Annotated in this window: 25 protein-coding genes; 3 read left to right on the top strand and 22 right to left on the bottom strand. The window is 73.1% G+C overall.

Translation table 11 applies throughout. From position 1 onward, the window contains the following. Nucleotides 1–22: 22 nt before the first annotated feature. The 3 genes from EXE59_RS17990 (at nucleotide 23) to EXE59_RS17980 (ending at nucleotide 1,708) form a co-directional block, all read left to right on the top strand. Nucleotides 23–970 carry an aldo/keto reductase gene (locus EXE59_RS17990; protein ID WP_135840129.1) on the top strand — a complete coding sequence of 316 codons (948 nt, stop codon included), beginning with the start codon at nucleotides 23–25 and terminating at the stop codon, nucleotides 968–970. Between the two features lie 43 nt (nucleotides 971–1,013). Then, the gene (locus EXE59_RS17985) at nucleotides 1,014–1,241 is read left to right on the top strand and encodes a DUF5703 family protein (RefSeq protein WP_224745207.1); all 228 of its coding nucleotides are present in this window, start codon (nucleotides 1,014–1,016) and stop codon (nucleotides 1,239–1,241) included. 95 nt (nucleotides 1,242–1,336) lie between these two features. After that, on the top strand, nucleotides 1,337–1,708 hold the full coding sequence (locus EXE59_RS17980; RefSeq protein WP_135840128.1) for a hypothetical protein: 372 nt from the start codon (nucleotides 1,337–1,339) through the stop codon (nucleotides 1,706–1,708). 25 nt (nucleotides 1,709–1,733) lie between these two features. On the opposite strand, the gene EXE59_RS17975 is transcribed toward EXE59_RS17980, so the two are convergent. From EXE59_RS17975 to carA, 22 genes are all read right to left on the bottom strand, one after another. After that, entirely contained in the window at nucleotides 1,734–2,198 is a 465-nt protein-coding gene (locus EXE59_RS17975; protein ID WP_135840127.1) for a DUF427 domain-containing protein, read from the bottom strand. A gap of 24 nt (nucleotides 2,199–2,222) precedes the next feature. Then, on the bottom strand, nucleotides 2,223–2,636 hold the full coding sequence (locus tag EXE59_RS17970) for an MmcQ/YjbR family DNA-binding protein (RefSeq protein WP_135840126.1): 414 nt from the start codon (nucleotides 2,634–2,636) through the stop codon (nucleotides 2,223–2,225). Further along, nucleotides 2,633–3,295, bottom strand: coding sequence for a ribulose-phosphate 3-epimerase (gene rpe / locus EXE59_RS17965; RefSeq protein ID WP_135840125.1), 663 nt, complete (start codon nucleotides 3,293–3,295; stop codon nucleotides 2,633–2,635). Before rpe ends, EXE59_RS17970 begins: the two co-directional genes overlap by 4 nt. Nucleotides 3,296–3,418: 123 nt before the next feature. Next, the gene (ligD, locus tag EXE59_RS17960; protein WP_135840124.1) at nucleotides 3,419–4,393 is read right to left on the bottom strand and encodes a non-homologous end-joining DNA ligase; all 975 of its coding nucleotides are present in this window, start codon (nucleotides 4,391–4,393) and stop codon (nucleotides 3,419–3,421) included. 22 nt (nucleotides 4,394–4,415) lie between these two features. Next, entirely contained in the window at nucleotides 4,416–5,450 is a 1,035-nt protein-coding gene (locus EXE59_RS17955) for a DUF4175 domain-containing protein (RefSeq protein ID WP_135840123.1), read from the bottom strand. Nucleotides 5,451–5,688: 238 nt separating this feature from the next. Then, entirely contained in the window at nucleotides 5,689–7,002 is a 1,314-nt protein-coding gene (locus EXE59_RS17950) for an RsmB/NOP family class I SAM-dependent RNA methyltransferase (RefSeq protein WP_246056871.1), read from the bottom strand. Further along, nucleotides 6,995–7,408 carry an MmcQ/YjbR family DNA-binding protein gene (locus EXE59_RS24540; protein WP_246056870.1) on the bottom strand — a complete coding sequence of 138 codons (414 nt, stop codon included), beginning with the start codon at nucleotides 7,406–7,408 and terminating at the stop codon, nucleotides 6,995–6,997. Before EXE59_RS24540 ends, EXE59_RS17950 begins: the two co-directional genes overlap by 8 nt. Then, nucleotides 7,405–8,343 carry a methionyl-tRNA formyltransferase gene (gene fmt, locus EXE59_RS17945; protein ID WP_135841381.1) on the bottom strand — a complete coding sequence of 313 codons (939 nt, stop codon included), beginning with the start codon at nucleotides 8,341–8,343 and terminating at the stop codon, nucleotides 7,405–7,407. Before fmt ends, EXE59_RS24540 begins: the two co-directional genes overlap by 4 nt. 13 nt (nucleotides 8,344–8,356) lie before the next feature. Then, the gene (gene def, locus EXE59_RS17940) at nucleotides 8,357–8,902 is read right to left on the bottom strand and encodes a peptide deformylase (RefSeq protein ID WP_135840121.1); all 546 of its coding nucleotides are present in this window, start codon (nucleotides 8,900–8,902) and stop codon (nucleotides 8,357–8,359) included. A 101-nt stretch (nucleotides 8,903–9,003) separates the two neighbouring features. Beyond that, entirely contained in the window at nucleotides 9,004–11,013 is a 2,010-nt protein-coding gene (locus EXE59_RS17935) for a primosomal protein N' (protein WP_168218582.1), read from the bottom strand. A 128-nt stretch (nucleotides 11,014–11,141) separates the two neighbouring features. Beyond that, nucleotides 11,142–12,344 carry a methionine adenosyltransferase gene (gene metK, locus EXE59_RS17930; protein WP_210429061.1) on the bottom strand — a complete coding sequence of 401 codons (1,203 nt, stop codon included), beginning with the start codon at nucleotides 12,342–12,344 and terminating at the stop codon, nucleotides 11,142–11,144. 70 nt (nucleotides 12,345–12,414) lie between these two features. Further along, nucleotides 12,415–13,629, bottom strand: a complete 1,215-nt coding sequence (coaBC, locus tag EXE59_RS17925) for a bifunctional phosphopantothenoylcysteine decarboxylase/phosphopantothenate--cysteine ligase CoaBC (RefSeq protein ID WP_135840119.1) — start codon at nucleotides 13,627–13,629, stop codon at nucleotides 12,415–12,417. A 13-nt stretch (nucleotides 13,630–13,642) separates the two neighbouring features. Further along, nucleotides 13,643–13,954 (bottom strand): DNA-directed RNA polymerase subunit omega, encoded by a 312-nt coding sequence (gene rpoZ / locus EXE59_RS17920; protein WP_056600245.1) that lies wholly within the window; start codon nucleotides 13,952–13,954, stop codon nucleotides 13,643–13,645. 15 nt (nucleotides 13,955–13,969) lie between these two features. After that, nucleotides 13,970–14,569 carry a guanylate kinase gene (gmk, locus tag EXE59_RS17915; protein WP_135841379.1) on the bottom strand — a complete coding sequence of 200 codons (600 nt, stop codon included), beginning with the start codon at nucleotides 14,567–14,569 and terminating at the stop codon, nucleotides 13,970–13,972. A gap of 23 nt (nucleotides 14,570–14,592) precedes the next feature. Beyond that, complete coding sequence (gene mihF, locus EXE59_RS17910; RefSeq protein WP_135840118.1) at nucleotides 14,593–14,916, bottom strand: integration host factor, actinobacterial type; 324 nt, start codon at nucleotides 14,914–14,916, stop codon at nucleotides 14,593–14,595. A gap of 156 nt (nucleotides 14,917–15,072) precedes the next feature. After that, the gene (locus EXE59_RS17905) at nucleotides 15,073–15,510 is read right to left on the bottom strand and encodes a hypothetical protein (protein WP_135840117.1); all 438 of its coding nucleotides are present in this window, start codon (nucleotides 15,508–15,510) and stop codon (nucleotides 15,073–15,075) included. After that, nucleotides 15,507–16,331 (bottom strand): orotidine-5'-phosphate decarboxylase, encoded by an 825-nt coding sequence (gene pyrF / locus EXE59_RS17900; RefSeq protein WP_135840116.1) that lies wholly within the window; start codon nucleotides 16,329–16,331, stop codon nucleotides 15,507–15,509. Before pyrF ends, EXE59_RS17905 begins: the two co-directional genes overlap by 4 nt. Continuing rightward, entirely contained in the window at nucleotides 16,328–17,188 is an 861-nt protein-coding gene (locus EXE59_RS17895; RefSeq protein ID WP_135840115.1) for a tRNA-dihydrouridine synthase, read from the bottom strand. The genes pyrF and EXE59_RS17895 overlap by 4 nt, the downstream gene beginning before the upstream one ends. After that, nucleotides 17,185–18,006 carry an iron-sulfur cluster-binding protein gene (locus EXE59_RS17890; RefSeq protein ID WP_135840114.1) on the bottom strand — a complete coding sequence of 274 codons (822 nt, stop codon included), beginning with the start codon at nucleotides 18,004–18,006 and terminating at the stop codon, nucleotides 17,185–17,187. The genes EXE59_RS17895 and EXE59_RS17890 overlap by 4 nt, the downstream gene beginning before the upstream one ends. Further along, a complete protein-coding gene (locus EXE59_RS17885; RefSeq protein ID WP_135840113.1) occupies nucleotides 17,999–19,042 on the bottom strand; it encodes a quinone-dependent dihydroorotate dehydrogenase in 1,044 nt (347 codons plus the stop codon). The genes EXE59_RS17890 and EXE59_RS17885 overlap by 8 nt, the downstream gene beginning before the upstream one ends. Before the next feature lies 1 nt (nucleotide 19,043). Further along, on the bottom strand, nucleotides 19,044–22,376 hold the full coding sequence (gene carB / locus EXE59_RS17880; protein ID WP_135840112.1) for a carbamoyl-phosphate synthase large subunit: 3,333 nt from the start codon (nucleotides 22,374–22,376) through the stop codon (nucleotides 19,044–19,046). Between the two features lies 1 nt (nucleotide 22,377). Continuing rightward, on the bottom strand, nucleotides 22,378–23,592 hold the full coding sequence (carA, locus tag EXE59_RS17875; protein ID WP_135840111.1) for a glutamine-hydrolyzing carbamoyl-phosphate synthase small subunit: 1,215 nt from the start codon (nucleotides 23,590–23,592) through the stop codon (nucleotides 22,378–22,380). Between the last annotated feature and the right edge of the window lie 172 nt (nucleotides 23,593–23,764).

The raw sequence follows: 23,764 nt of genomic DNA, 5'->3' as shown, positions 1-23,764 counted from the left end.
ACCCGTGGCTACTCTCACCCCCATGCAGCAGCGTTCGCTCGGCGCGACCGGCCTCAAGGTGTCCCGGCTCGGTCTCGGCACCATGACCTGGGGTCGCGACACCGACGAGCACGAGGCACGCGACCAGCTGATCGCCTTCGCCGAGTCTGGCGGCACGCTGGTCGACACGGCCGCCGGCTACGGGGACGGCGCCAGCGAGGAGCTGATCGGGACGCTCGTCGGCGACGTCGTCGCCCGCGACGAGATCGTCCTCGCGACCAAGGCCGGCATCTCGCGGCGTACGGGCGAGCGGGTCACCAACACCTCGCGCGGCAACCTCCTGACCACCCTCGACGCCTCGCTGAAGCGGCTCCGCGTCGACCACGTCGACCTGTGGCAGGTCCACGTGTGGACCGACGAGGCGCCGGTCGAGGAGACGCTCAGCGCCCTCGACCTCGCCGTGACCTCCGGACGCGCGTCCTACGTCGGTATCTCCAACTACACCGGCTGGCAGACCGCCCAGGCGGCCACCTGGCAGCGCGCGGTCCCCGGCCGCGTGCCGCTGGCCTCGACCCAGGTCGAGTACTCGCTGCTCAACCGCCAGGTCGAGCACGAGGTGGTGCCGGCCGCCCAGGCGCTCGGTCTCGGTGTCCTGCCCTGGTCGCCACTGGGCCGCGGCGTCCTCACGGGCAAGTACCGCACCGGCACGCCGTCGGACTCCCGTGCCGCCACCGAGCACTTCGCGCGGTTCGTGGGGGCCTACCTCGACGAGCGCGGCCGTGGGATCGTCGAGGCCGTGGCGCGCGCCGCCGACGGGCTCGGGTGGTCGCCGCTGGAGGTCTCGCTGGTGTGGGTGCGCGACCGGCTCGGGGTCAGCGCGCCGATCGTCGGAGCCCGTACGGCCGCGCAGCTCGACGGGGCGCTCGGGATCGAGGACCTCACCCTGCCCCCGGAGATCGTCGCGGCCCTCGACGACGTGTCCGCCGACTGACGCCAGACCGACGACGCCCCTACTGCGAGACGGGAGACAACCCTTGGCCAGGATCCAGCGACGCCCACCGGCCCGCGGGGTGGAGTGGGAGTTCGAGACGCTCGTGCTCCCGAAGGAGTTCTCCCGCAACGTCGTCACCCGGGTGCTCGTCGAGCGCGCCGAGCACGGTGGCTGGGAGCTCGACCGGTTGCGCATCGGCAACGACGGCAAGCGGCGCGTGGTGCTGCGGCGCAAGATCATCCGCCAGCGGCTCACCCTCTTCGCCGGCTGAGGGAGCGTAGGGGGCGGATCCCATGGACTTCCGCGCGTGAGCGTGCTCGACTCATGAGGAGGGGCCACCTCGGCCCCGGTGAGGGGACGACGCACATGAACGCACGCAGGCACCGACCGGCCCTGGGGATCGTGGAGCTGGCCGTCGATCCGTCCGACGTCGACCGCGAGACCTATCCCGTACGGATGCGGCTGACCCGGCCGCTGACCCCGTACGAGGTCGACGGCCTGGCCGTCAGCGAGCCCGGTCTGCGGAGCGAGGGCGACGCGATCGTGCTCCCTCACGCGCGCCTCGACGACGTGGCCCGCGAGGTGGATCAGTGGACGGCACGCCTCGAGCGGGTGCAGGCTCGGGCGCACGAGCTCGAGGGCGAGACGTGGATGGCCGACGAGCGCCGCCTCGCCGAGCAGGGTCGCCACGGCTCGCACCTGCGCAGCCAGCAGGTCGACGACCGCGGCCTGCACTGAGCGGCGAGCCCGGTCGAGCGACGGCCTACCAGCCGGACGAGCCGGGGCCGCCCTTGAACGGTCCGGTCACCCGCGAGGTGATCCAGCCGCCGTAGAAGTTGCCCGGCTGCGGCTCGACGACCTCGCCGTCCACCGTGCACCGCTCGACGCGCCCCGGGTAGAGCGCGACGTGGTCCACCAGCTGCTCGAAGCCCCTGGACGGCGTCGGGTAGGTCCACGCCACCGCCGGCAGCACGTCGCCGCCCACCACGACGTCGAAGTAGGCCGCCCGTCCCTTCCACTCGCACCACGACGCACCCTCCGCCGGGCGCAGCACGCCGTCGGGGAACGCCGCACGCGGGAGGTAGTAGGTCGGCGGGTGGCTGGTCTCCAGCACCCGCAGGCTGGACGTGGTGTCGGCGAGCACCACGCCCCGGTGGGTCACGACGACGTGCTCGGTGCTCGGATCGACCCGCGGCGGTCGGGGGTAGTCCCACACGGACTCGGTCATGTCGCCCAACCTACGGACCGGTCCCTACGGCTCGAGCCCTCGCGAGGCGAGCCAGGTCCGACCGCGGCGCTCCGACGCGCGGGCGAGCCACGCCTCCTCGACGACCTCCACGAGCTCGTCCCGCTCCATCTCGCCCACGCGCGAGGCCCGCAGCAACACCGACGGGTGACCGTCGAAGTGGGAGGTGGTGAAGAACGGGAGCCGGTCGTCCTGCAGGAGCGCTTGCTTGTCGCCCTCGGAGGCCACCCAGATCACGACGACGTCGTCGTAGCGCTCCCCGGTGTCCGGGTCGACCGCGTCGGGGCGCGGAGTACGGAAGAAGACGAACGACTTCCCGCCGACCTGGTAGACGGGGTTCTTCTCCGGGCGCTCGACGGTCACGTGCGGCATCGCCCGCGCCGTCGCGTGGATGTCGTCGACCGTCGCCCGACGACTCACGTGGCTGCGGCCTCCGCTGTCGCCTTCAGCGCCTGCACCATGGCGTCCGGGTCCTCGGCGGAGTACACCGCCGAGCCGGCCACGAAGACGTCGGCGCCTGCCTCGGCACACCGCTCGATCGTCTCCAGCGAGACGCCGCCGTCGACCTGCAGCCACGTCTCCAGCCCGTGCTTGCGCACCAGCTCGCGCGCGGTGCGGAGCTTGGGCAGGCACAGGTCGAGGAACTTCTGGCCGCCGAAGCCGGGCTCCACGGTCATGATCAGCACCATGTCGAGCTCGGCCAGCAGCGCCTCGTAGGGCTCGATCGGCGTCGCGGGCTTGAGCGCCATCGACGCGCGCGCCCCCTGCGCCCGGATCTCCCGGGCGAGGCGTACGGGTGCCTTCGCGGCCTCGGCGTGGAAGGTGACGGACCCGCACCCCGCCTCGGCGTACGCCGGTGCCCACCGGTCGGCGTCCTCGATCATGAGGTGGGCGTCGAGGGGCTGGCTGGCGTGCTTGCTGAGCGCCTCGACCACCGGCAGCCCGAGGGTCAGGTTGGGGACGAAGTGGTTGTCCATCACGTCGACGTGCACCCAGTCGGCGCTGGGAATCCGGGCGACCTCGTCGGCGAGGCGCGACAGGTCGGCGTTGAGGATGCTCGGCGTGATCTGGATGCCCACGGGGCGAGCCTAGTGACTGCGCCCGCCGTCCAGTCGCGCGGCACCTCTCCTGGTCGGGACGAGGACGTGCAGGGCGTCGCGGTCGCCCTCGAACGTCGCAGTCGGCCCGTGCGCGGGCCGTGCCTACTGCTCGTCGGGCTCGGGCGGCGCGTCCGCTCCCTCCGCCTCGTCCCGCTCGGCCCACTCCAGCAGCGGCGCGATGTCGAACGGGTGGTCGTCGATGTCGGCGTGCAGGTCGCCGATCTCGGCGAACCGCTCGGGCATCGTGAACATCGTGAAGTCGTCGGGCACGCAGTCGTCGACCTCCTCCCACCGCACGGGCGCGGAGACGCGCGCCTCGGGCACGCCGCGCACCGAGTAGGCTGCGGCGATGGTGTGGTCGCGGGCGTTCTGGTTGTAGTCGACGAACAGCTGCGCGGGGTCGCGGTCCTTGCGCCACCACGCCGTGGTGACCTCTCCCCCGGCCCGGCGCTCGACCTCGCGGGCGAAGGCCAGCGCGGCACGGCGTACGTCCTGGAAGCCGTGGTCGGGCGGGATCCGTACGTAGACGTGCATGCCCGAGCCACCGCTGGTCTTCGGGAACCCGACGGCGCCGAGCTCGTCGAGCACCTCGTGGGTGACATGTGCAACTCGCTGGACGGTCGCCCAGTCGCACTCCGGACCGGGGTCGAGGTCGATGCGCCACTCGTCGGGCTTCTCGGTGTCCGCGCGGCGGCTGTTCCACGGGTGGAACTCCACCGTCGACATCTGCACCGCCCAGATGACGCTGCCCAGCTCGGTCACGCAGAGCTCGTCGGCGGTGCGCTTCCACCGCGGGAAGAAGAGCTGCACGGTCTCGACCCAGTCGGGGGCGCCGGCGGGCAGGCGCTTCTGGTGCACCTTGTCGCCGGCCAGGCCCTTCGGGAAGCGGTGCAGCATGCAGGGCCGCTCGTAGAGCGCGTTGACGATGCCGTCGCCGACGGCCAGGTAGTACTCGACGAGGTCGAGCTTGGTCGCGCCGTCCGGTGACGCGTCCGAGGGAGGGAAGTAGACCCGGTCGGGGTTGGTGACCTTGACGACGCGGTCGTCGACCTCGATCTCGATGAACGGCGACGCCACGTCCCGAGCCTAGCGGTGCGGGCTACTGCTCGGTCGGAGCCTCGGTCGGAGCCTCGGACGGCGTGGGCCCGCCGTCGGCACCGTCCGCGGGAGCCGTGACCGTGACCGTGACCGCCTCGGACCACCCCTCGTCGGCGTACTGGCTCTCCGGTCGGTGCCAGCGGATCTCGGTGGTCTCCTGGAGCTCCACAGCGGTCCGGGTCACCCCGTCGCGGTCGGCGAGGACCGGCGCGTCGGCGGACGTCCAGGCACCGCCGGGCACGCGGGTCTGCAGGACGAGCGGGTCGCCGGTCACCCGCTGGGCGCCGTCGGTGACCGCTCCGGTGACGGTGACCTTCTCGCCCGCACGGACCTGGGGCGCGTCCACGTCGATCGAGGTGGAGAGCTGGACGCCCTCGAAGTCGAAGGTCGTCCCTGCTCCGCGCACCGCGTCGAGGTTGAAGGGACGGCCGTCGCAGCCGAACCCGGTCACGGCGAAGCCGGGACCGTCCCCGTGCTCGGCGGCGAAAGCGGCGGGAGTGCCGTCGGCCGCCCGGCCGAGGACCGCGCCGGACAGGAGGTCGACCAGTGTCCACACGTAGGTCTGGCTGCTGCTCGCCACCTGGCTCCAGGTCCCGGCCGGCGCGGACACCGCGGCGCGGCCGGTCCAGGCGGTGCCGCGCGGACTCGTCGGGGTGACGGTGATGACCCAGGAGACGCCCTGGCTGCCGCCGGTGGCCGCCACCGAGAGCGAGGCGTCGAGCTCGGTGAGGGCGCCGAAGGACGTGTAGGGCCCGGTGGCGGTGCCCGGTGACGTCGGGACGAGACCGAGCGAGCGTCGCCCGAGCGGGGCGGAGTAGGGGCCGAGGTTGATGCGCGAACGGGGAGCCGTGGCGGCCGGGGAGCCGAAGAGGTCGTCACATCCCACGAACGTGAGGTAGGCGTCGGGGTCGCCCGTGGTCGGGCCGGACAGCGTACGGGTGTCGGCAGCCGCAGCAGGGCTGGCGCCCAGGGACGTGCCCAGGGTCGTCGTCAGTGCCGTGACGGCCATCGCCGCCAGGAGGCTGCGTACCTGCATGTGTGGTTCCTGCTCCCCGTGGCGCCGCCCACCCCTCCGGTGGACCGCGCTGCCCCCATCATGCTCGTGCGGGCGAGCGTTGTGAACAGGCGACGCGCAGGTGCCGTGGGCCCGACGCGTCGAATTCACCTGTCCTGGTGACGAGGCCGCTCGCGGAAGCGGTGGCCCACCCACATCCCGGGGCCGCAGCAGGTGGCTCATGCACCGCTCGGCGTACGGCCCGTGGATCGGCGGTCGCTCAGGCGCGGCGCCGCAGGGTCGCGGCGAACATCGCGTCGGTGCCGTCCCGGTGGGGCCACAGCTGGAAGCGGGCGACCTCGTCGGTGTCGCCGCGCCTGCCGACCACCGCGTCGACCACCTCGCTCGTCTCGGCCACGACGGGCGAGCAGGTCGCGTAGACCACGATCCCGCCGGGGCGTACCGCGTCGAGCGCGCCGTCGAGCAGCACCTGCTGCAGGCCGACCAGCACGTCGACGTCCTCGGGCGTACGCCGCCAGCGCGACTCCGGCCGGCGGCGCAGAGCGCCGAGGCCCGAGCACGGCGCGTCGACGAGCACGCGGTCGAAGGTGCCGGACACCCACGCCGGTCGCATCCCGTCACCGGCCACGACGCTCACCGACCCGGCCGGGGCGGCCCGCACCGCGGCGGCCACGAGTGCCGCTCGGTGCGGCTGTCGCTCGTGCGCGACCAGGGTCGCCCCGCGCCGGGCGGCCAGCGCGGCGAGCAGTGCCGCCTTGCCCCCTGGGCCGGCGCACAGGTCCAGCCACCTCTCGTCGCGACCCTCCAGGGACGCCTCCGACATCGCCAGGGCGACGAGCTGCGAGCCCTCGTCCTGCACGCCGGCACGCCCCTCGGAGACGGCCGCGACCGCGGCGGGGTCACCGCCGTCGAGCACCACGCCGTAGGGCGACCGGGCGGTGCGGGTGCCGCCGGCCGCCTCCAGCTCCTCGACCGTCGCCAGTCCGGGACGGGCGACGAGGGTGACGCGAGGCGCGGCGTTGTCGGCGGCCAGGAGGTCGTCGAGCTCGGCGTCCGCACCCAGCGCCTGTCCGAGGAGGTCGACCACCCAGCGGGGGTGGGACCGCGCGACGGCGAGGTGGCCGTACGGGTCGTGCGCGGGGTCGGGGGCGACCTCGGCGATCCAGTCGTCGAGGCTGCGCCGGCTGATGGTCCGCAGCACCGCGTTGACGAGGCCGGACGGGCCGCGGCCGACGGCGGCGCGGACCAGGTCGACACTCGTCGAGATGGCCGCGTGGTCCGGCACCCGCATCGACAGCAGCTGGTGGGTGCCGAGCCGCAGCACGTCACGCACCTCGGGCTGGAGCCGCGGCCTGGTCAGGCACGCGTCGATGACCGGGTCGTAGAGGCCCCGCATGCGGATCGCGCCGGAGGCCAGCTCCGTCGCGAGGGCTGCGTCACGGCCGGCCAGTCCGTGCTTGCGCAGCACCTGCGGCAGGACCAGGTTGGCGTACGCCTCGTCGACCCGGACGGCGGTCAGGACGTCGAGCGCGGCGCGACGCGGGCGGTCCACGGGCCGACGGCGGTCAGTCACCGAGGTGCTCCCGGACGAGCTTCTTCGGGGCCCGCGTGGCCCACGCGTCGGTGATGATCTCGGCCAGCTCCTCTCGGCTGATCTCGCCGAGCCGGGACTGCTGCACCAGCACCGCGGCGAAGCCCGTGAAGTGGTCGATCGTGAAGAACGGCGTGGACTCATCGGCCACGAGCGCGTCCTTCTCGACCTCGGTCGGCGTGATGATCACCACGAGGTCCTCGTAGGGCTCCCCTGTCGCGGGGTCGACGGCCGTCTTCCCCGGCGGGCGGTAGAGGACGAAGCCCCTCCCCTTCTCCCCGCGCGGCACCTTCCACGTCGGGACGTCGCCCCACGACGTGCCGAGCTCGGTCTCGGGCAGGCCGGCGCAGATCTCGTCGACGTCCTCGGGGCGGGCGGGGGTGCTCACGGCGTCTCGTCCACGCCGAGCCGGACACCGGACGAGAGACGTACGCCGCGGGCCCAGTCGGCGGCCTGCATCTGCTTCTTGCCGAAGGCCTTGACCTCTCCGAGCCGCACCGGGCTGGTGCCGGTGCCGACGAGGACGGCATTCTTGGAGACCTCGAGGACGCCGGGTGGGAGGCGGTCGCCCTCGACCGCCGTGACCGGGCCGATCTTGATCCGCTCGCCCTCGAAGGTGCTCCACGCCCCCGGTGCCGGGTCGCACGCCCGCACCTGCCGGTCGATGGCCACCGCGGGGTGGCTCCAGTCGATCCGCGCGTCGTCGACGAGGATCTTCGGGGCGAACGAGAGGCCGTCCTCGGGCTGCTCGCGAGCCTCGAGCGTGCCGTCCTCGATGCCGTCGAGGGTCTGCACGAGCAGCCCCGCGCCGCCCTCGGCCAGCCGGGCGAGGAGGTCGCCGGCCGTGTCGTCGGGCCTGATCCGCTCGGTCATGACGCCGAAGACCGGACCGGCGTCGAGCGCCTTCACGATCCGGAAGGTCGTCGCGCCGGTGACCTCGTCGCCGGCCCAGAGCGAGTGCTGGACCGGCGCGGCCCCGCGCCACGCGGGCAGCACGGAGAAGTGCAGGTTGATCCAGCCGTACGGGACGAGGTTGAGCGCCGACTGCGGCAGGAGGGCGCCGTAGGCCACCACCGGGCAGGCGTCCGGCCGGAGCTCGGCGAGCGCGGCCTGGAACGCGGGGTCGCGCGGGTGCTCGGGCTTGAGCACGGGTACGCCGAGCTCCTCGGCCCGCTGGGCCACCGGGCTGGCGACGAGCCGGCGACCGCGGCCGCTCGGCGCGTCGGGTCGGGTGACGACGCCCACGAGCTCGTGACGGCTCGCCGCGACGGCGTCGAGAGCAGGCAGGGCGACGTCGGGCGTGCCGGCGAAGACGACGCGCATCAGCGGTGCCGCCTCATCGGGCGAAGCCATGGGTGGCGTGGGGGCTGACCCTGACGGTGGGCTTCTCCAGGCCGAACCACTCGGACTCGCGGATCTCCTTCATCGCGGCCTTGCGGGCGGCGGTGTCGAGCCGGTCGATGAAGAGGATGCCGTCGAGGTGGTCGGTCTCGTGCTGCATGGCGCGGGCGAGCAGCTCGGAGGCCTCGATCCGCAGGGGCTCGCCGTGCATGTCGAACCCGGTCGCGACGACCGACAGGGCCCGCAGGCAGTCGTAGGTGAGCTCGGGCAGGGACAGGCAGCCCTCGGCGCCGTCCTGGGTGTCGTCGGAGAGCTCGAGCGTCGGGTTGACGAGGTGGCCGACCTGGCCCTCCACGTTCCAGGTGAACACCCGCAGGCCGACCCCGATCTGGGGTGCAGCGAGGCCTGCTCCCGGCGCGGCCAGCATCGTGTCGGTGAGGTCCGTGACGAGCTGACGGACCTCCTTGTCGAAGTCGTCGACCTCCACCGCGCGCTGGCGCAGGACCGGGTCGCCGAAGAGGCGGATGGGCTGGACGGCCACGGAGCTCCTTGGAGTGGGGTTCGGGAGGGCCAAGTCTAGGGACTCCGGCCGCCGTCGCCGGCGCCCCGGTGGGGACGGCGACCGCGGGGCGCAGGCGCTGCCTAGATGCTGAGCGGGTCGACCTGGATGCGGACTGGGTCGAGCTTGCGGGCCGAGCGCAGCCGCTGGAGGTCACCGAGCGAGTGGGACAGGGCCTCACCCGCCGGAGCCGGCACGCGGAGGAGCACCCGGTGCTCCTCGTCCACCGGCACCGGGCCCAGGACCTCCGCGCCCTGGGGCAGGTCGAGGAGGTGGAGGACGTCGTCGAGGGCACCGAGGTCGCCGGTCACGGTCGCCATCCGCGCCGCCGGCGGCAGGTGGGCCTGGGCGCGCTCGTCCACCTCACGTCGGGCGAACCCGGCCGGGTCCCAGCGCACGAGAGCCTGGAGCGCCGGGTGGGCGGGGTCGCCGACCGCGACGACGTGGCCGCCGGTCCGGACGAGCGCCGCCGCGTTGAGCCAGCGTCGCAGCGCCTCCTCGGCGACGCGCAGGTCGTCGCGCGCCAGGGTGAGCCAGGTGTCGAGCAGGACGACGGCGGCGTAGCCCTCGTCGGCGACAGGCTCCGCGCCGACCGTGGCCACGACGATGTCGGCGGCCGGCCCGACGCGGTCCAGCACGCGATCGCCGCTGGAGCTGCGCACGGTGGTGCCGGCGAACATCCGGCCCAGCTCCTCAGCTGTACGCGCCTCGCCGCGCACCGGGGCCCGGAGGCCCCGGGCCCCGCAGGTCGCGCACGCCCAGGCCGCCTCGTCGTGGCCGCACCAGCGGCACCGTGGCGGCTGGGCGGGGCCGGCCTGCGCGAGCGGGCCCGTGCACGCCGAGCAGCGAGCCGGCGCCCGACAGGTGTCGCAGGCCAGCGACGCGGCGTAGCCGGCCCGGGGGGTCTGGACGAGGACCGGGCCCGTCGTGAGGCCACGCCGGACCGCGTCGTAGGCCGCCCGCGGGATGCGGGTGCCGACCGAACGGTCCTCGGCGGGCACGGCCTCGACCCGCGCCCGGTGGCGCAGAACGGCCCGCGGCACCGTCAGCTCGTGGGCCCAGCCGGTCGTCACCAGCTGCTGGGCCTCGGGGGTGCGCGCCACCCCGCCGAGGAGCGCAGCCGTGCCCTGCTGCTCGGCGCGGGCCAGCAGCACCTCGCGGGTGTGGGGGTAGGGAGCACGCGGCTCGGCGTGCAGGTCGTCGCCGTCGTCCCAGAGCACGACCAGCCCCAGGTCGTGCACGGGCGCGAACCCCGCCGAGCGGGTGCCTACGACGATGCGGCGCGCCCCGCGGGAGATGGCCAGGAAGTCGCGGTAGCGAGCCGCGGGACCGCCGTCGGCGGTGAGGCAAACATGATGGTGGCCCGGCAGCACCGACGTCAGAGCCGCGTCGACGCGGGCGACGTCACGTCGGTCCGGGACGCAGACGAGTGCCCCTCGACCGCCGGCGTACGTGGCTGCGACGGCCTCCGCCACCATGGCGGGCCAGTCGTCCGCCGGGGCCGCGGACCAGACGGCCCGCGGTGCGCCGCCGGTGGTGAGGTGGCGCAGGAAGGCCCCGGCGTGCTCGACCTCCGACCAGGTCGTGGGGCTCGCCAGGAGGGGGGCCGGGGTGCGAGCCGGGGAGGGCACCTTCTCAGTGGTGGCGTGCCGCGGTGGCACCGCGAGCCGGAGCACGTCGGACCGGGCTCCGGCGTACCGGCGGGCGAGGGTCTGGCTCAACCGGGCGATCTCGGGCGCGAGCACCGGCTCGGGGCTCACCACGCGGCGCAGGGGCCGCAGGGAGCCGGTGTGGTCGGACGTGCTCGCCCGCTCGACCACGAAGCCGTCTACGTCCTGGCCTGCGAACCGGACCTTGACGCGAGCACCCGGGACCGCAGCGTCGGCCATCGACGCCGGGACGGCGTAGTCGAAGGGGCGGTCGAGATGGGCCAGCGCGATGTCGACGAGCACGCGCGCCACCGGGTCCGTCGCTGCCGGCTCCCACGCGGCAGCTTTGCGACGTCGGGTGGCGGCGGCCTTGGCGCGGGCGTCGTCGACGGCGGCGCGAAGCCCCGGGAGCATGTCTGCTTCCGGGGCCTCGCGCTGCGTCATGCGGGTGATTGTGTCAGCGGGCGCCGACAGGCCGATCTGGTGGGGAACTCCGACACCTGGAGGGGGTTGTACGCCCCCCGAGGTGGCGGACTCCCCGCTCGAGCGGGGAGTCCCCGGAGGGCATGGCCTCAGATGCCGGCGGCGGCCTTCAGCTTGTCGGCGCGGTCGGTGGTCTCCCACGTGAACTCGGCGAGCTCGCGACCGAAGTGGCCGTAGGCCGACGTCTTGGCGTAGATCGGGCGCAGCAGGTCGAGGTCGCGGATGATCGCGGCGGGGCGCAGGTCGAAGACCTCGAGCACCGCGTCCTGGATCTTCTCGTCCGGGACCACGCCCGTCCCGAAGGTCTCGATGAACACACCGACCGGGGCGGCCTTGCCGATGGCGTAGGCGACCTGGGCCTCGCAGCGCCGGGCGAGGCCTGCCGCGACGACGTTCTTGGCGACCCACCGCATGGCGTAGGCGGCCGAGCGGTCGACCTTGGAGGGGTCCTTGCCGGAGAAGGCGCCGCCGCCGTGGCGGGCCATGCCGCCGTAGGTGTCGACGATGATCTTGCGACCGGTGAGGCCGGCGTCGCCCATGGGGCCGCCGATGACGAAGGTGCCGGTCGGGTTGACCAGCATCCGGTAGCCCTCGGACGGGATGTCGAAGGCCGCGAGGACGGGGTCGATGACGTGCTGCTTGATGTCGGCCTCGAGCGCGGCGTGCTCGATCCCGGGGTCGTGCTGGGTGGAGAGCACCACGGTGTCGATTCGCACCGGACGGTCGTCCTGGTCGTACTCGATGGTGACCTGGGTCTTGCCGTCGGGACGGAGGTAGTCGAGCGTGCCGTCCTTGCGGACCTCGGTCAGCCTCTGGGCGAGCCGCTGGGCGATGGTGATCGGGAGCGGCATCAGCTCGGGGGTGTCGTCGCAGGCGTAGCCGAACATCAGCCCCTGGTCCCCGGCGCCTCGCTTGTCGAGCTCGTCCTCCGAGGAGCCCACGCGGGACTCGTGGCCGGCGTCGACGCCGGCGGCGATGTCGCTGGACTGGGCGCCGATGGCGACCTGCACGCCGCAGGTCGTGCCGTCGAAGCCCTTCTCCGAGGAGTCGTAGCCGATCTCGAGGATCGCCTTGCGCACGATGTCGGCGACCGGGGCGTACGCCGTGGTGCGGACCTCGCCGGCCACGACGACCAGCCCGGTGGTGAGCAGCGTCTCGACGGCCACGCGCAGGTTGGCGCGGTCGGGGTCCTCAGCCATGAGGTGGTCGAGGACGGAGTCGCTGATCCGGTCGGCGATCTTGTCCGGGTGACCCTCGGTCACCGACTCGGAGGTGAAGAGGCGTCCAGCCACGTTGCCCTCAATTCTTGTGTGGAACGGGTGATGCAAACGTACCGGTTGCTCAGGATCTGGGATCCCCATCTCAGGGGAATCTCCGTCCGACCTCGTCCCAGACGACGTGTGCCAGCGCGGTCTTGGTGCCGTGCGGGACCTCGACGACCGCCCCGTCGGCCCCGAGGATGACGGCCTCGTTGTCCGTGCTGCCGAAGACCGCTCCCCCGCTGACGTCGTTGACGACGAGCAGGTCGCAGCCCTTGCGGGCCAGCTTGGCCCGACCGAGGTCGAGGACCGAGCCGGAGGCGTCGCCGGTCTCGGCGGCGAAGCCGACCACCACCGCTCCCTCGCGAGCGCGGTCGTGGGAGATCTCGGCGAGGATGTCGGGGTTCTGCACCAGCTCGATGGGCGGCGCCGAGCCGTCGTCGGCCTTCTTGATCTTGGCGTCGCTCATGGAGACGGGCCGGAAGTCGGCCGGCGCCGCGGCCATCACGACCGCGTCGGCGGTGGCCGTCGCCGCGACCACGGCCTCGCGCAGCTGGTCGGTCGTCTCGACGCGTACGACGCTCACCCCGGCCGGGTCGGCGAGGGAGACGTTGGCACTGACGAGGGTGACGTGGGCGCCGCGAGCGGCGGCCGTACGGGCCAGTGCGTAGCCCTGGAGGCCCGACGAGCGGTTGCCGAGGAAGCGCACCGGGTCGAGGTACTCCCGGGTGCCGCCCGCGGACACCACGACCTTGCGGCCGGCGAGGTCGGGGCGGACGTCCGGTCCGCGGTCGAGCACCGCGCGGACGAGGTCGAAGATCTCGGCCGGCTCGGGGAGCCGGCCCTTGCCGGTGTCTGCCCCAGTGAGCCTGCCCTCGGCGGGCTCGATGACCACGACCCCGCGGCGCCGCAGCGTCTCCACGTTGGCCTGGGTGGCGGGGTGCTCCCACATCTCGGTGTGCATCGCCGGGGCGAGCACGACCGGGCAGCGCGCGGTGAGGAGCGTGTTGGTCAGGAGGTCGTCGGCGAGCCCGTGGGCGGCCTTCGCGAGCAGGTCGGCGGTCGCCGGGGCCACCACGACCACGTCGGCGGACTGGCCGATCCGCACGTGCGGCACCTCGTGGACGGCTGACCAGACCTCGGACGAGACCGGCTTGCCGGACAGGGCCGCCCATGTCGGCGCTCCCACGAACTCCAGGGCCGCAGCCGTGGGCACGACGGTGACGTCGTGCCCCGACTCGGTGAACCGGCGCAGCAGCTCGCAGGCCTTGTAGGCCGCGATCCCACCGGAGACGCCCAGGACGACCCTTCCGGTCATCGCGAGGCTCGCGTCACTCCGTGGCGTCGCCGGCAGCAGCCTCGGCGGCGGCGGCCTCGGCGGCGGGGTCGATGTCCTCGCAGGTCAGGAGGTCGTCGTTGATCTCGCGCAGGGCGATCGAGAGCGGCTTCTCCTGGACGTGGGTGTCGACCAGCGGGCCGACGTACTCCAGGAGGCCCTCGCCGAGCTGCGAGTAGTAGGCGTTGATCTGGCGGGCACGCTGTGCGCTGTAGAGCACGAGCTTGTACTTGCTGTCGGTCTTGCTGAGCAGGTCGTCGATCGAGGGGTTGGTGACGCCCTCGGCGGCGATGGTGGGAGAAGCCACGGTGATGGTGCCTCGCTAGTCAGATCGGGTGGAAACAGGTCCAACCATCAAGGCTACCAACTCGTCGGCTGCAGCGTGAACTTCGTGGTTGACGATGGTCACGTCGAACTCGCTCTCGGCCGCCAGCTCGGCGCGCGCGGTCTCGAGCCGGCGCTCGCGCTCCGTCTCGGTCTCGGTGCCGCGGCCGACGAGGCGGCGTACGAGCTCGTCCCACGACGGCGGCTTGAGGAAGACGAACAGCGCCTCCGGCATCGTCTCGCGGACCTGTCGCGCGCCCTGGAGGTCGATCTCGAGCATCGCGGGATGACCGGAGGCGAGAGCGAGGTCGACCGGACCGCGGGGCGTGCCGTAGCGGGCGGCCTTGTGGACCACGGCCCACTCGAGGAGGTCTCCCTTGGCGACCATCGCGTCGAACTCCTCGTCGGAGACGAACCAGTAGTGGACGCCGTTCTCCTCACCGGGGCGTGGGGCGCGGGTCGTCGCGGACACGGAGATCCACACCTCGGGGTGCGTCTCTCGAACGGCGGCGGCGACGGTCCCCTTGCCGACGGCGGTCGGGCCCGCCAGGACGATCAGCCGCGAGCGCGTGGTGGCGTTGCCCGACTGCGGGGCGATGTCGGGAGTCGGTTCGGAGCCGGTCACGAGGCGTCGGGGCCGAACTCACGCTCGAGCGCGGCGACCTGCTTGACGCCGAGCCCGCGGACACGCCGGCTCTCGGCGATGCCGAGCCGCTCCATGACCTGCCGGGCACGGACGCGACCGAGGCCGGGCACCGACTGGAGGAGCTCGACGACGCGCATCTTGCCGATGACCTCGTTGGTCTGGCCCTCGTGCAGCACGTCGACGATCGAGCCGCCGGAGTTCTTGAGGCGGTTCTTCACCTCGGCCCGCTCGCGTCGGGAGGCCGCGGCCTTGTCGAGGGCTGCCTGGCGCTGCTCGGGCGTCAGTGGGGGCAAGGCCACGAAAGCTGTCCTTCTGGATCGGTTCGGACCGGGTGGGAGGAGGGCCCGGCAGGTGCGGGTCAATCTAGTCATCGACCGACGGCACAGGCAATCGAGCCGGCGCCGTCGCCCGTGCCGCGTGATGTTCGCCATGGGTGGACCGGCCGGGAGGACCGATCAGCGCGACAGCGGGGTGCCGCACACGTCGAGCGCGTGCTGCTCGACGGCGGCCATGGCTCGTACGGTCTGCTCCGAGCCGACCTCCCGGGCCGCCGACTCGATCTCGGCGCGCACCTCCTCGCCGAGGCCGGCCGGGGGCGCCTCGGCGTCGTAGTCGGAGGGGTCGACGTCGTGCTCGGCCAGCACCCGCTCGAGGGCCCGGAGCGGGTCGACGACGGCGGACCAGTCGTCGGCGATGTCGCGCGGCGCCCGCTCGGCGAGGTCGTCGTAGGCGTCGAGCGCGTCGAACACGGCCCCGGGGTCGTCGGTGGCGGCGACCTCGCTGAGCTCGGCCTGGTGCTCCACGACCGTCTCGCAGTAGCGCTCCTGCGGGTCGCCCGAGCAGCCGCCGAGGGCCAGGCCGGCGACCAGCGCCGCCGGGACGAGGTGCCTCACGCGCCCAGGCCCCGGACGGCGTCGTTGCCTCGGCGCGCAGCGTCGCGCAGCGCCGTCCTGTCCGGCCCGGCGCGCAGCACGTCGCGCGAGGAGCTCGGCAGCGCCCACCGGGCGGCGGCTCCGAAGATGCGCTCGAGGTCCGCGGCGGTGCCCCCCTGGGCGCCGTAGCCCGGCACGAGCAGCGGCCCGTTGATGTCGAGGTCCTCGTCGGTGCTGCCGATGGTCGCGCCCACCACCGCGCCGAAGGAGCCGACGGGCTCGGCCCCGGCGTTGGCGGCGCGCAGGTGCGCCAGCATCGTGCCGGCGACCGTGGCCTCGCCGTTGCGGGCGTGCTGGACCTCGGGACCCTCCTTGTTGGAGGTGAGCGCGAGCACGAACAGGCCACCGCCGTGCCGGCGGGCGGCCTCGACCATCGGCTCGAGCGAGCCGAAGCCGAGATAGGGGCTGACCGTGACGGCGTCGGAGCCGAGGGGCGACGACGGGTCGAGGTAGGCGTCGGCGTAGGCCTGGCTCGTGGAACCGATGTCGCCGCGCTTGGCGTCCATCAGCACCAGCGCGCCGGCGGCGCGCGACTCGGCCACCACGCGCTCGAGGACGGCGATCCCCCTGCTGCCGAACCGCTCGTAGAAGGCGCTCTGCGGCTTCACCGCGCCGACCACGGGTGCGACGGCCTCCACGACCGTGAGGGCGAAGCGCTCGAGGGACGCGACGTCGTCGTCGAGCCCCCACTCGTGCAGCAGTGCGGCGTGGGGGTCGATGCCGACGCAGAACCGGCCACGGTCCTCGATGGCGGCGGCGAGGCGGGTGCCGAACGGGGTCATGGGGTCTCCTCGGGTGTGGTCAGGTGGTCGGGCAGGAGCACGGCACGGAGGCGCGCCACGGTCGTCGGGTCGTTCAGGAGCGCGGTGCCGACCTGTACGCCGCGCGCGCCGGCGTCGAGGAAGGCGCGGGCCGACGCGAGGTCGTGCACGCCGCCACACCCGATGGTCGGGACGTCCGGCAGCGCGCGGTGCACCTCTGCGACGCACCGCAGCGCGATCGGGGAGATCGCCGGGCCGCTGAGCCCAGCCGGGCGCCCGTCCGCGAAGGCTGCCGGGACCGCGTTGCCGACGACCACGGCAGTGGCGCCCGCCTCGTGGCACGCGCGAGCACCCTCGACGATGCGGGACACGTCGGGGCGCAGCTTGGCGAGGACGGGCCGGTCGGTGGGGAACTCACGTCGCACGGCTGCGATGACGCTGGCCGCGTGGTAGGGCTCGCGGACCTCGAAGAGCCCTGCGCCCGCCTCGTCCGGGGCGCCCACGTTGACCTCGAGCCCGGCCACGCCGGGTGCGCGGCTGAGCCGGCGGGCCAGGTCGGCGTACTCCCCCATCGTCGCGCCGGCGACGGAGACGAAGACCCGCGCCCCCGCGCGCACCAGCCACGGGAGCTCGGTCGCGAGGAAGTGCTCCAGCCCGGGGTTGGGCAGGCCGACGGCGTTGACGAGACCGCCGGGGACCTCCACGACCCGCGGCCCCGGCCCGCCGCTGCGGGCGTCCAAGGTGATCGAACGGGTGACGAGGTCGAGTCCGTCGAGTCCGGACTGGTCGGCGTAGGGCAGGAGCTCACGGCCGGTGCCGCCACACCCGGCGGCGACCATCACCGGCCCGGGCACCGAGCCCAGCCGCGCGGCGCTCACAGGTGGTCCCAGCGGACTCGGTCGCCGCGGACGACGGGGCCCTCGGTGCAGGCGCGTACGACGCGGTCGACGCCGTCCTCGCCGACCACGGGCAGCGGGCAGCCGTGGCAGAGCCCGGTGCCGCAGGGCGTCGGGACCTCCACGGCGACCTGGCTCCAGGCGCCCGCGCGCTCGGCTGCGGCGGCGGCGCTCCGCAGGACCACCGCCGGTCCGGCGGCGTAGACGACGTCGGCGTCGCTGCGGCGGAGGAGCTCGTCGACGTGGTCGGGCACGCCCCCGCGCTGGCCGACGGAGCCGTCGGCAGTGAGGACGGTGACCGAACGGGCGGAGCGCCGGGCCTCGAGCGCGGACAGCAGGTGGGCCTCGTCGGGCGCGGAGACGACGAGCGAGACGGCACAGCCGCGCTCGCGCAGGCGCTCTGCGAGCGGGAAGAGCGGCGCGGCGGCGTAGCCCTCGCCGACGAGCAGGCAGGACACCGCTTCCTTGGGCAGCGCGAAGGCGCGACCGAGCGGACCGGTGATCGCGATCCTGGTCCCCACGGGCTGTGCGGCCAGCCAGGCGGTGCCGCTCCCCTGCACCTGGACCACCACGTCGAGGGTGGGCCCGAAGGCGCTGGAGCCGCGTACGCGATGCACCCACAGCGCCCGGCGGGCGACGTGGCCCGCGACGGTGACCGCGACGAAGCTGCCGGCCCGGAAGCGCTCCGGGATGCCCGGCGCGGCCAGCGTGAGGTGGCGGTAGGCGCCCACCCGCTTGGTGGCGACGACCTCCCCCTCCACGTGGACCGGCCCGGCCGGCGTGCCCCGCTCCTCAGGCATCCGTGGCGAGCCCCCGGACGATGCCCTTGACCATTCTCCGTGGCCACAGCGGGCCCTCGTAGACGAAGGCGGTGTAGCCCTGGATCAGGTCGGCCCCGGCCGCGAGTCGCCGCCGGGCGTCGTCGACGGTCGTGATGCCACCGACGCCGATGAGCGCCAGGTCCGGTCCGACGCGCCGGCGCAGCGTCCGTACGACGTCCTCCGAGCGCTGGGCGAGCGGGCGTCCGCTGAGCCCGCCGGCGCCGATGCCCGCGACGGTCGACGCTGGCGTCGTGAGCCCGTCGCGACTGATCGTGGTGTTGGTGGCGATGATGCCGTCGAGGCCGCTGGCCAGGGCGAGGTCGGCCACCGCCAGGACGTCGTCGTCGCTGAGGTCGGGTGCGATCTTGACCAGCAGCGGCACCCGGTGGTCGGGGCGCACCTCGTCGGCGCGACGACGTACGGCGGCGAGGATCGGTGCGAGCTTCTCCACCGCCTGCAGGTCGCGCAGCCCCGGGGTGTTGGGCGACGACACGTTGACGACGAGGTAGTCGGCGTAGGGCGCGAGCAGGCCGGAGGACTTCTCGTAGTCGCCGGCGGCCTCCTCCTCCGGCACGACCTTGGACTTGCCGATGTTGACACCGAGGATCGTCGAGCCACCGCCCGAGCGCCACGCGGCGAGCCGGCGTGCCACCACCTCGGCGCCGTCGTTGTTGAAGCCCATCCGGTTGACGATCGCGCGGTCGCCGGTGAGCCGGAACAGCCGCGGCTGCGGGTTCCCCGGCTGCGCCTCCCCGGTGACCGTGCCGATCTCGACGTGGCCGAAGCCGAGCGCGGCGAGCCCGTCGATGCCGACAGCGTTCTTGTCGAAGCCGGCCGCCAGCCCGAGCGGGTGCGGGAAGGTCAGGCCCAGCGCGTGGACCGGCGCCGACGGGACCCGGACGAGCCGACCCGTCAGGGGCGCCGCCGCCCGGATCGCCGCGAACGCGGCGTGGTGGATGCGCTCGGGGTCGACCCGGGTCAGGGCCTGCTCGAAGACGACGTCGTAGGGCCGCACGTCAGTCGGTCCGGTCGGCGGCCGGATCGAGGTGGGCGGCCCAGTCCTGCAGCGACCGCACCCCGATCTCGCCGCGCCGCATCGCCTCCAGGCCCTGCACGGCGGCGCCGAGGCCCTGGATGGTGGTGATGCACGGGATGTCGGTCGACACGGCCGCGGTGCGGATGTCGTAGCCGTCCATCCGGGGCGAGCCTCCGCTCGTGGCTCCGTGGGGCGTGTTGATGACCAGGTCGACCTCGCGGGCCCAGATCCGGCCGACGATCGTCGGCTCGCCGTCGGGGCCCTCGCCCTCGGAGTGCTTGCGCACCACGGTCGACCGCACGCCGTTGCGGCGGAGCACCTCGGCGGTGCCGGCCGTCGCGAGGATCTCGAAGCCCATGTCGGCGATCTGCTTGACCGGGAAGATCATGTGCCGCTTGTCGCGGTTGGCGACCGACACGAAGACCTTGCCCGTGAGCGGGAGCGACCCGTAGGCCGCCGCCTGCGCCTTGGCGAACGCGGTGCCGAAGGTGGCGTCGAAGCCCATCACCTCGCCGGTCGAGCGCATCTCGGGCCCGAGCAGCGCGTCGACGGTGCGCCCGTCCGCGGTCTTGAAGCGGTCGAACGGCATGACCGCCTCCTTGACCGCGATCGGCGACCCGTCGGGCAGGTGGCCGCCGTCGCCCTCGGCGGGCAGCACACCCGCCGTGCGCAGCTCGGCGACCGACTCGCCGAGCATGATGCGCGCGGCGGCCTTGGCGAGCGGGGTGGCCGTCGCCTTGGAGACGAACGGCACCGTGCGGGAGGCACGCGGGTTGGCCTCCAGGACGTAGAGCACGTCGGAGGCGAGGGCGAACTGGATGTTGAGCAGGCCGCGCACGTCGAGACCGCGGGCGATCGCCTCGGTGGAGCGGCGGATCCGGTCGATCTCCTCACGGCCGAGGGTGATCGGAGGCAGCGCGCACGAGGAGTCGCCGGAGTGGATGCCCGCCTCCTCGATGTGCTCCATCACGCCGCCGAGGAACAGCTCCTCGCCGTCGAAGAGCGCGTCCACGTCGATCTCGACCGCGTCGTCGAGGAATCGGTCGACCAGCACCGGCTGGCGCTCGTTGATCAGACCGTTGGCGACGTACTTCTCGAGGTACGCCTCGAGCGCAGCGTCGTCGTAGACGATCTCCATCCCGCGCCCGCCCAGGACGTACGAGGGGCGGACGAGGACCGGGTAGCCGATCTCGTGGGCGATGCGCTGCGCCTGCGGGTACGACGTGGCGGTGCCGTGCTTGGGCGCCGGCAGGCCGGCGTCGGCGAGGACGCGACCGAAGGCGCCGCGCTCCTCGGCGAGGTGGATCGCCTCCGGGGTGGTGCCGACGATCGGGACGCCGGCGTCGGCCAGGCCCTGGGCCAGGCCGAGCGGCGTCTGCCCGCCGAGCTGGCACACCACACCGGCGACCGGACCGGCCTGCTGCTCGGCGTGCACGATCTCGAGGACGTCCTCGAGCGTGAGCGGCTCGAAGTAGAGGCGGTCGGAGGTGTCGTAGTCGGTGCTCACCGTCTCCGGGTTGCAGTTGACCATGATCGTCTCGTAGCCGGCCTCGGCCAGCGCGAGCGACGCGTGCACGCACGAGTAGTCGAACTCGATGCCCTGGCCGATCCGGTTGGGACCGGAGCCGAGGATGATCACGGCCTCCTTGCCCTCGGCGCGCGGCTGCACCTCGGTCTCCTCGTCGTAGGAGGAGTAGTGGTAGGGCGTGCGCGCGGCGAACTCGGCAGCACAGGTGTCGACGGTCTTGAAGACCGGCCGGATGCCCAGCGCGTGGCGTACGCCGCGGATGACGTCGGCGGACAGCCCGCGGATCTTGCCGATCTGCTCGTCGGAGAAGCCGTGGCGCTTGGCCAGGCGCAGCAGCTCCGGGGTGAGCTCGGTGGCGTCGATGAGCTGGACCGCGACCTCGTTGATCAGCGCGAGCTGGTCGACGAACCACGGGTCGATCCTGGTGGCCTCGAAGATCTCCTCAGGCGTGGCACCGGCCCGGATGGCGTCCATGACCTTCTTGAGCCGGCCGTCGTGCGGGACCGTGATCTCCTCGAGGAGCGCGGCCTTGTCGAGCTCGACGAACTCCTTGTGCCAGTCGAAGGGGGCGTGCTTGCTCTCCAGCGAGCGCAGCGACTTCTGCAGCGCCTCGGTGAAGTTGCGGCCGATGGCCATCGCCTCGCCGACCGACTTCATGTGCGTGGTCAGCGTCGGGTCGGCCTCGGGGAACTTCTCGAAGGCGAACCGCGGGACCTTCACCACGACGTAGTCGAGGGTCGGCTCGAAGGACGCCGGGGTCTCCTCGGTGATGTCGTTCTGGATCTCGTCGAGGGTGTAGCCGATGGCGACCTTGGCGGCGATCTTGGCGATCGGGAAGCCGGTGGCCTTCGACGCGAGCGCGGAGGACCGCGAGACGCGCGGGTTCATCTCGATGACGATCAGGCGGCCGTCGGCGGGGTTGACGGCGTACTGGATGTTGCAGCCGCCGGTGTCGACGCCCACCGCCCGGATGATGGCGATCGCGAGGTCGCGCATCTTCTGGTACTCGCGGTCGGTCAGGGTCAGGGCAGGTGCGACGGTGATCGAGTCGCCGGTGTGCACGCCCATGGGGTCGAGGTTCTCGATGGAGCAGACGATCACGCTGTTGTCGGCGCGGTCGCGCATCACCTCGAGCTCGTACTCCTTCCAGCCGAGGATCGACTCCTCGAGGAGCACCTCGGTGGTCGGGCTCGCGGCGAGGCCGGCGCCGCCGATGCGGCGCAGGTCGGCCTCGTCGTAGGCCATGCCGGAGCCGGTGCCGCCCATGGTGAACGACGGGCGCACCACCATCGGGTAGCCGAGGTCGTCGGCCGCGGCGAGCAGGTCGTCCATCGAGTGGCAGATGACGCTCTTCGCGGACTCGCCGCCGAGCTGCTCGACGATCTTCTTGAACTGCTGGCGGTTCTCGCCGCGCTCGATCGCCTCGATCGAGGCGCCGATCAGCTCGACGCCGTACTTCTCCAGCACGCCGGCCTTGTCGAGCGCCATCGCGCAGTTGAGCGCGGTCTGTCCGCCGAGGGTGGCCAGCAGCGCGTCGGGGCGCTCCTTGGCGATGACCTTCTCCACGTACTCCGGGGTGATCGGCTCGACGTAGGTCGCGTCGGCGAACTCCGGGTCGGTCATGATCGTGGCCGGGTTGGAGTTGACCAGGACGACCCGCAGGCCCTCCTGGCGCAGCACCCGGCAGGCCTGGGTGCCGGAGTAGTCGAACTCGCAGGCCTGGCCGATGATGATCGGCCCGGAGCCGATGACCAGGACGCTCGTGATGTCGGTGCGCTTGGGCATGTCAGTTGCCCCCGTTCTGGGTGTCGTCGTCCGCTGGTTGAGCAGCGAGCGCCAGCGAGCGTGTCGAAACCGAGGACATCAGCTCGCAGAAGCGGTCGAAGAGGTACGCCGCGTCGTGCGGGCCGGCGGCCGCCTCCGGGTGGTACTGCACGGAGAAGGACGTGAGGCGTCCGTCGGCGTCGCGCAGCTCGAGGCCCTCGACGACGTCGTCGTTGAGGCAGACGTGGCTGACCGAGACCTCGCCGAACTCCGTGCTCGTAGTGCCCTCGAGCGGGGCGTCGACCGCGAAGCCGTGGTTGTGGGCGGTGACCTCGACCTTGCCCGTGGTGCGGTCCATCACCGGCTGGTTGATGCCGCGGTGGCCGTACTTGAGCTTGTAGGTGCCGAAGCCGAGCGCGCGGCCGAAGAGCTGGTTGCCGAAGCAGATCCCGAAGTAGGGTATTCCCGCTCGCAGGGCGCCCTGCAGCAGCTCGACCTGCCCGGTGGTCGCCGCCGGGTCGCCGGGGCCGTTGGAGAAGAAGAGCCCGTCCGGCTCGACCGCCCGCACGTCGTCGAGCGTCGCGGTGGCGGGAAGCACGTGCACCTCGATGCCGCGCTCGCTCATCATCCGCGGGGTGTTGGTCTTGATGCCGAGGTCGACCGCGGCGACGGTGAAGCGCCTGGTCCCCTGCGCCGGCACGACGTACGCCTCGCTGGTGCTCACGGCCTCGCTGAGGTTGGCGCCGGCCATCTCGCCGGAGACCAGGACCCGCTCCAGCAGGCGCTGGGGGTCGGTCTCCGTCGTCGAGATGCCGACCCGCATGGCGCCCCGCTCGCGCAGGTGGCGGGTCAGGGCACGCGTGTCGATGCCGCTGATGCCGACGACGCCCTGGTCGCGCAGGTCGTCGGTCAGGCTGCGCATGCTGCGCCAGCTGGACGGCACCCGGGCAGGGTCGCGGACGACGTAGCCGGCGACCCAGATGCGCGAGGACTCGACGTCTTCGTCGTTCATCCCGGTGTTGCCGACGTGCGGGGCCGTCATGACGACGACCTGGCGGTGGTAGCTGGGGTCGGTCAGCGTCTCCTGGTAGCCGGACATGCCGGTCGAGAAGACGGCCTCGCCGAAGGTCTCACCCTCGGCTCCGAAGGACTCACCGCGAAAGGTGCGCCCGTCCTCGAGGACCAGAAGTGCCGATCGGGGCGCCAGACGAGTCTGGGCAGGGGCAGGCAGAGCCATGCCGTACCTCCTTCTCCGCCTCACGGGACGGATCGTTAAAGGATGTTCGAGCCGTCGCCGACCCTACCAGCGCAGCGACCCCTGGGCGGCATCGCGTCCACGCGGTGGGTCGAGCGGACCGATGTCCGCTCGACGCCCGGCATGCCGTGCGTCGAGCGTCCATGTCGAGCAC

It is taken from the genome of Nocardioides eburneiflavus (assembly GCF_004785795.1).
Lineage (GTDB): Bacteria > Actinomycetota > Actinomycetes > Propionibacteriales > Nocardioidaceae > Nocardioides > Nocardioides eburneiflavus.
Note: the sequence above shows the minus strand (reverse complement) of the source record. Positions and strands in the feature narration are given on the sequence as shown.

Coding starts and splice junctions, on each gene's coding strand:
- EXE59_RS17990 (WP_135840129.1), top strand. CDS start 23: ATGCAGCAGCGTTCGCTCGGCGCGACCGGCCTCAAGGTGTCCCGGCTC.
- EXE59_RS17980 (WP_135840128.1), top strand. CDS start 1,337: ATGAACGCACGCAGGCACCGACCGGCCCTGGGGATCGTGGAGCTGGCC.
- EXE59_RS17975 (WP_135840127.1), bottom strand. CDS start 2,198: ATGACCGAGTCCGTGTGGGACTACCCCCGACCGCCGCGGGTCGATCCG.
- EXE59_RS17955 (WP_135840123.1), bottom strand. CDS start 5,450: ATGCAGGTACGCAGCCTCCTGGCGGCGATGGCCGTCACGGCACTGACG.
- fmt (WP_135841381.1), bottom strand. CDS start 8,343: ATGCGCGTCGTCTTCGCCGGCACGCCCGACGTCGCCCTGCCTGCTCTC.
- EXE59_RS17935 (WP_168218582.1), bottom strand. CDS start 11,013: ATGACGCAGCGCGAGGCCCCGGAAGCAGACATGCTCCCGGGGCTTCGC.
- coaBC (WP_135840119.1), bottom strand. CDS start 13,629: ATGACCGGAAGGGTCGTCCTGGGCGTCTCCGGTGGGATCGCGGCCTAC.
- pyrF (WP_135840116.1), bottom strand. CDS start 16,331: ATGACCCCGTTCGGCACCCGCCTCGCCGCCGCCATCGAGGACCGTGGC.
- EXE59_RS17890 (WP_135840114.1), bottom strand. CDS start 18,006: ATGCCTGAGGAGCGGGGCACGCCGGCCGGGCCGGTCCACGTGGAGGGG.
- carB (WP_135840112.1), bottom strand. CDS start 22,376: ATGCCCAAGCGCACCGACATCACGAGCGTCCTGGTCATCGGCTCCGGG.
- carA (WP_135840111.1), bottom strand. CDS start 23,592: ATGGCTCTGCCTGCCCCTGCCCAGACTCGTCTGGCGCCCCGATCGGCA.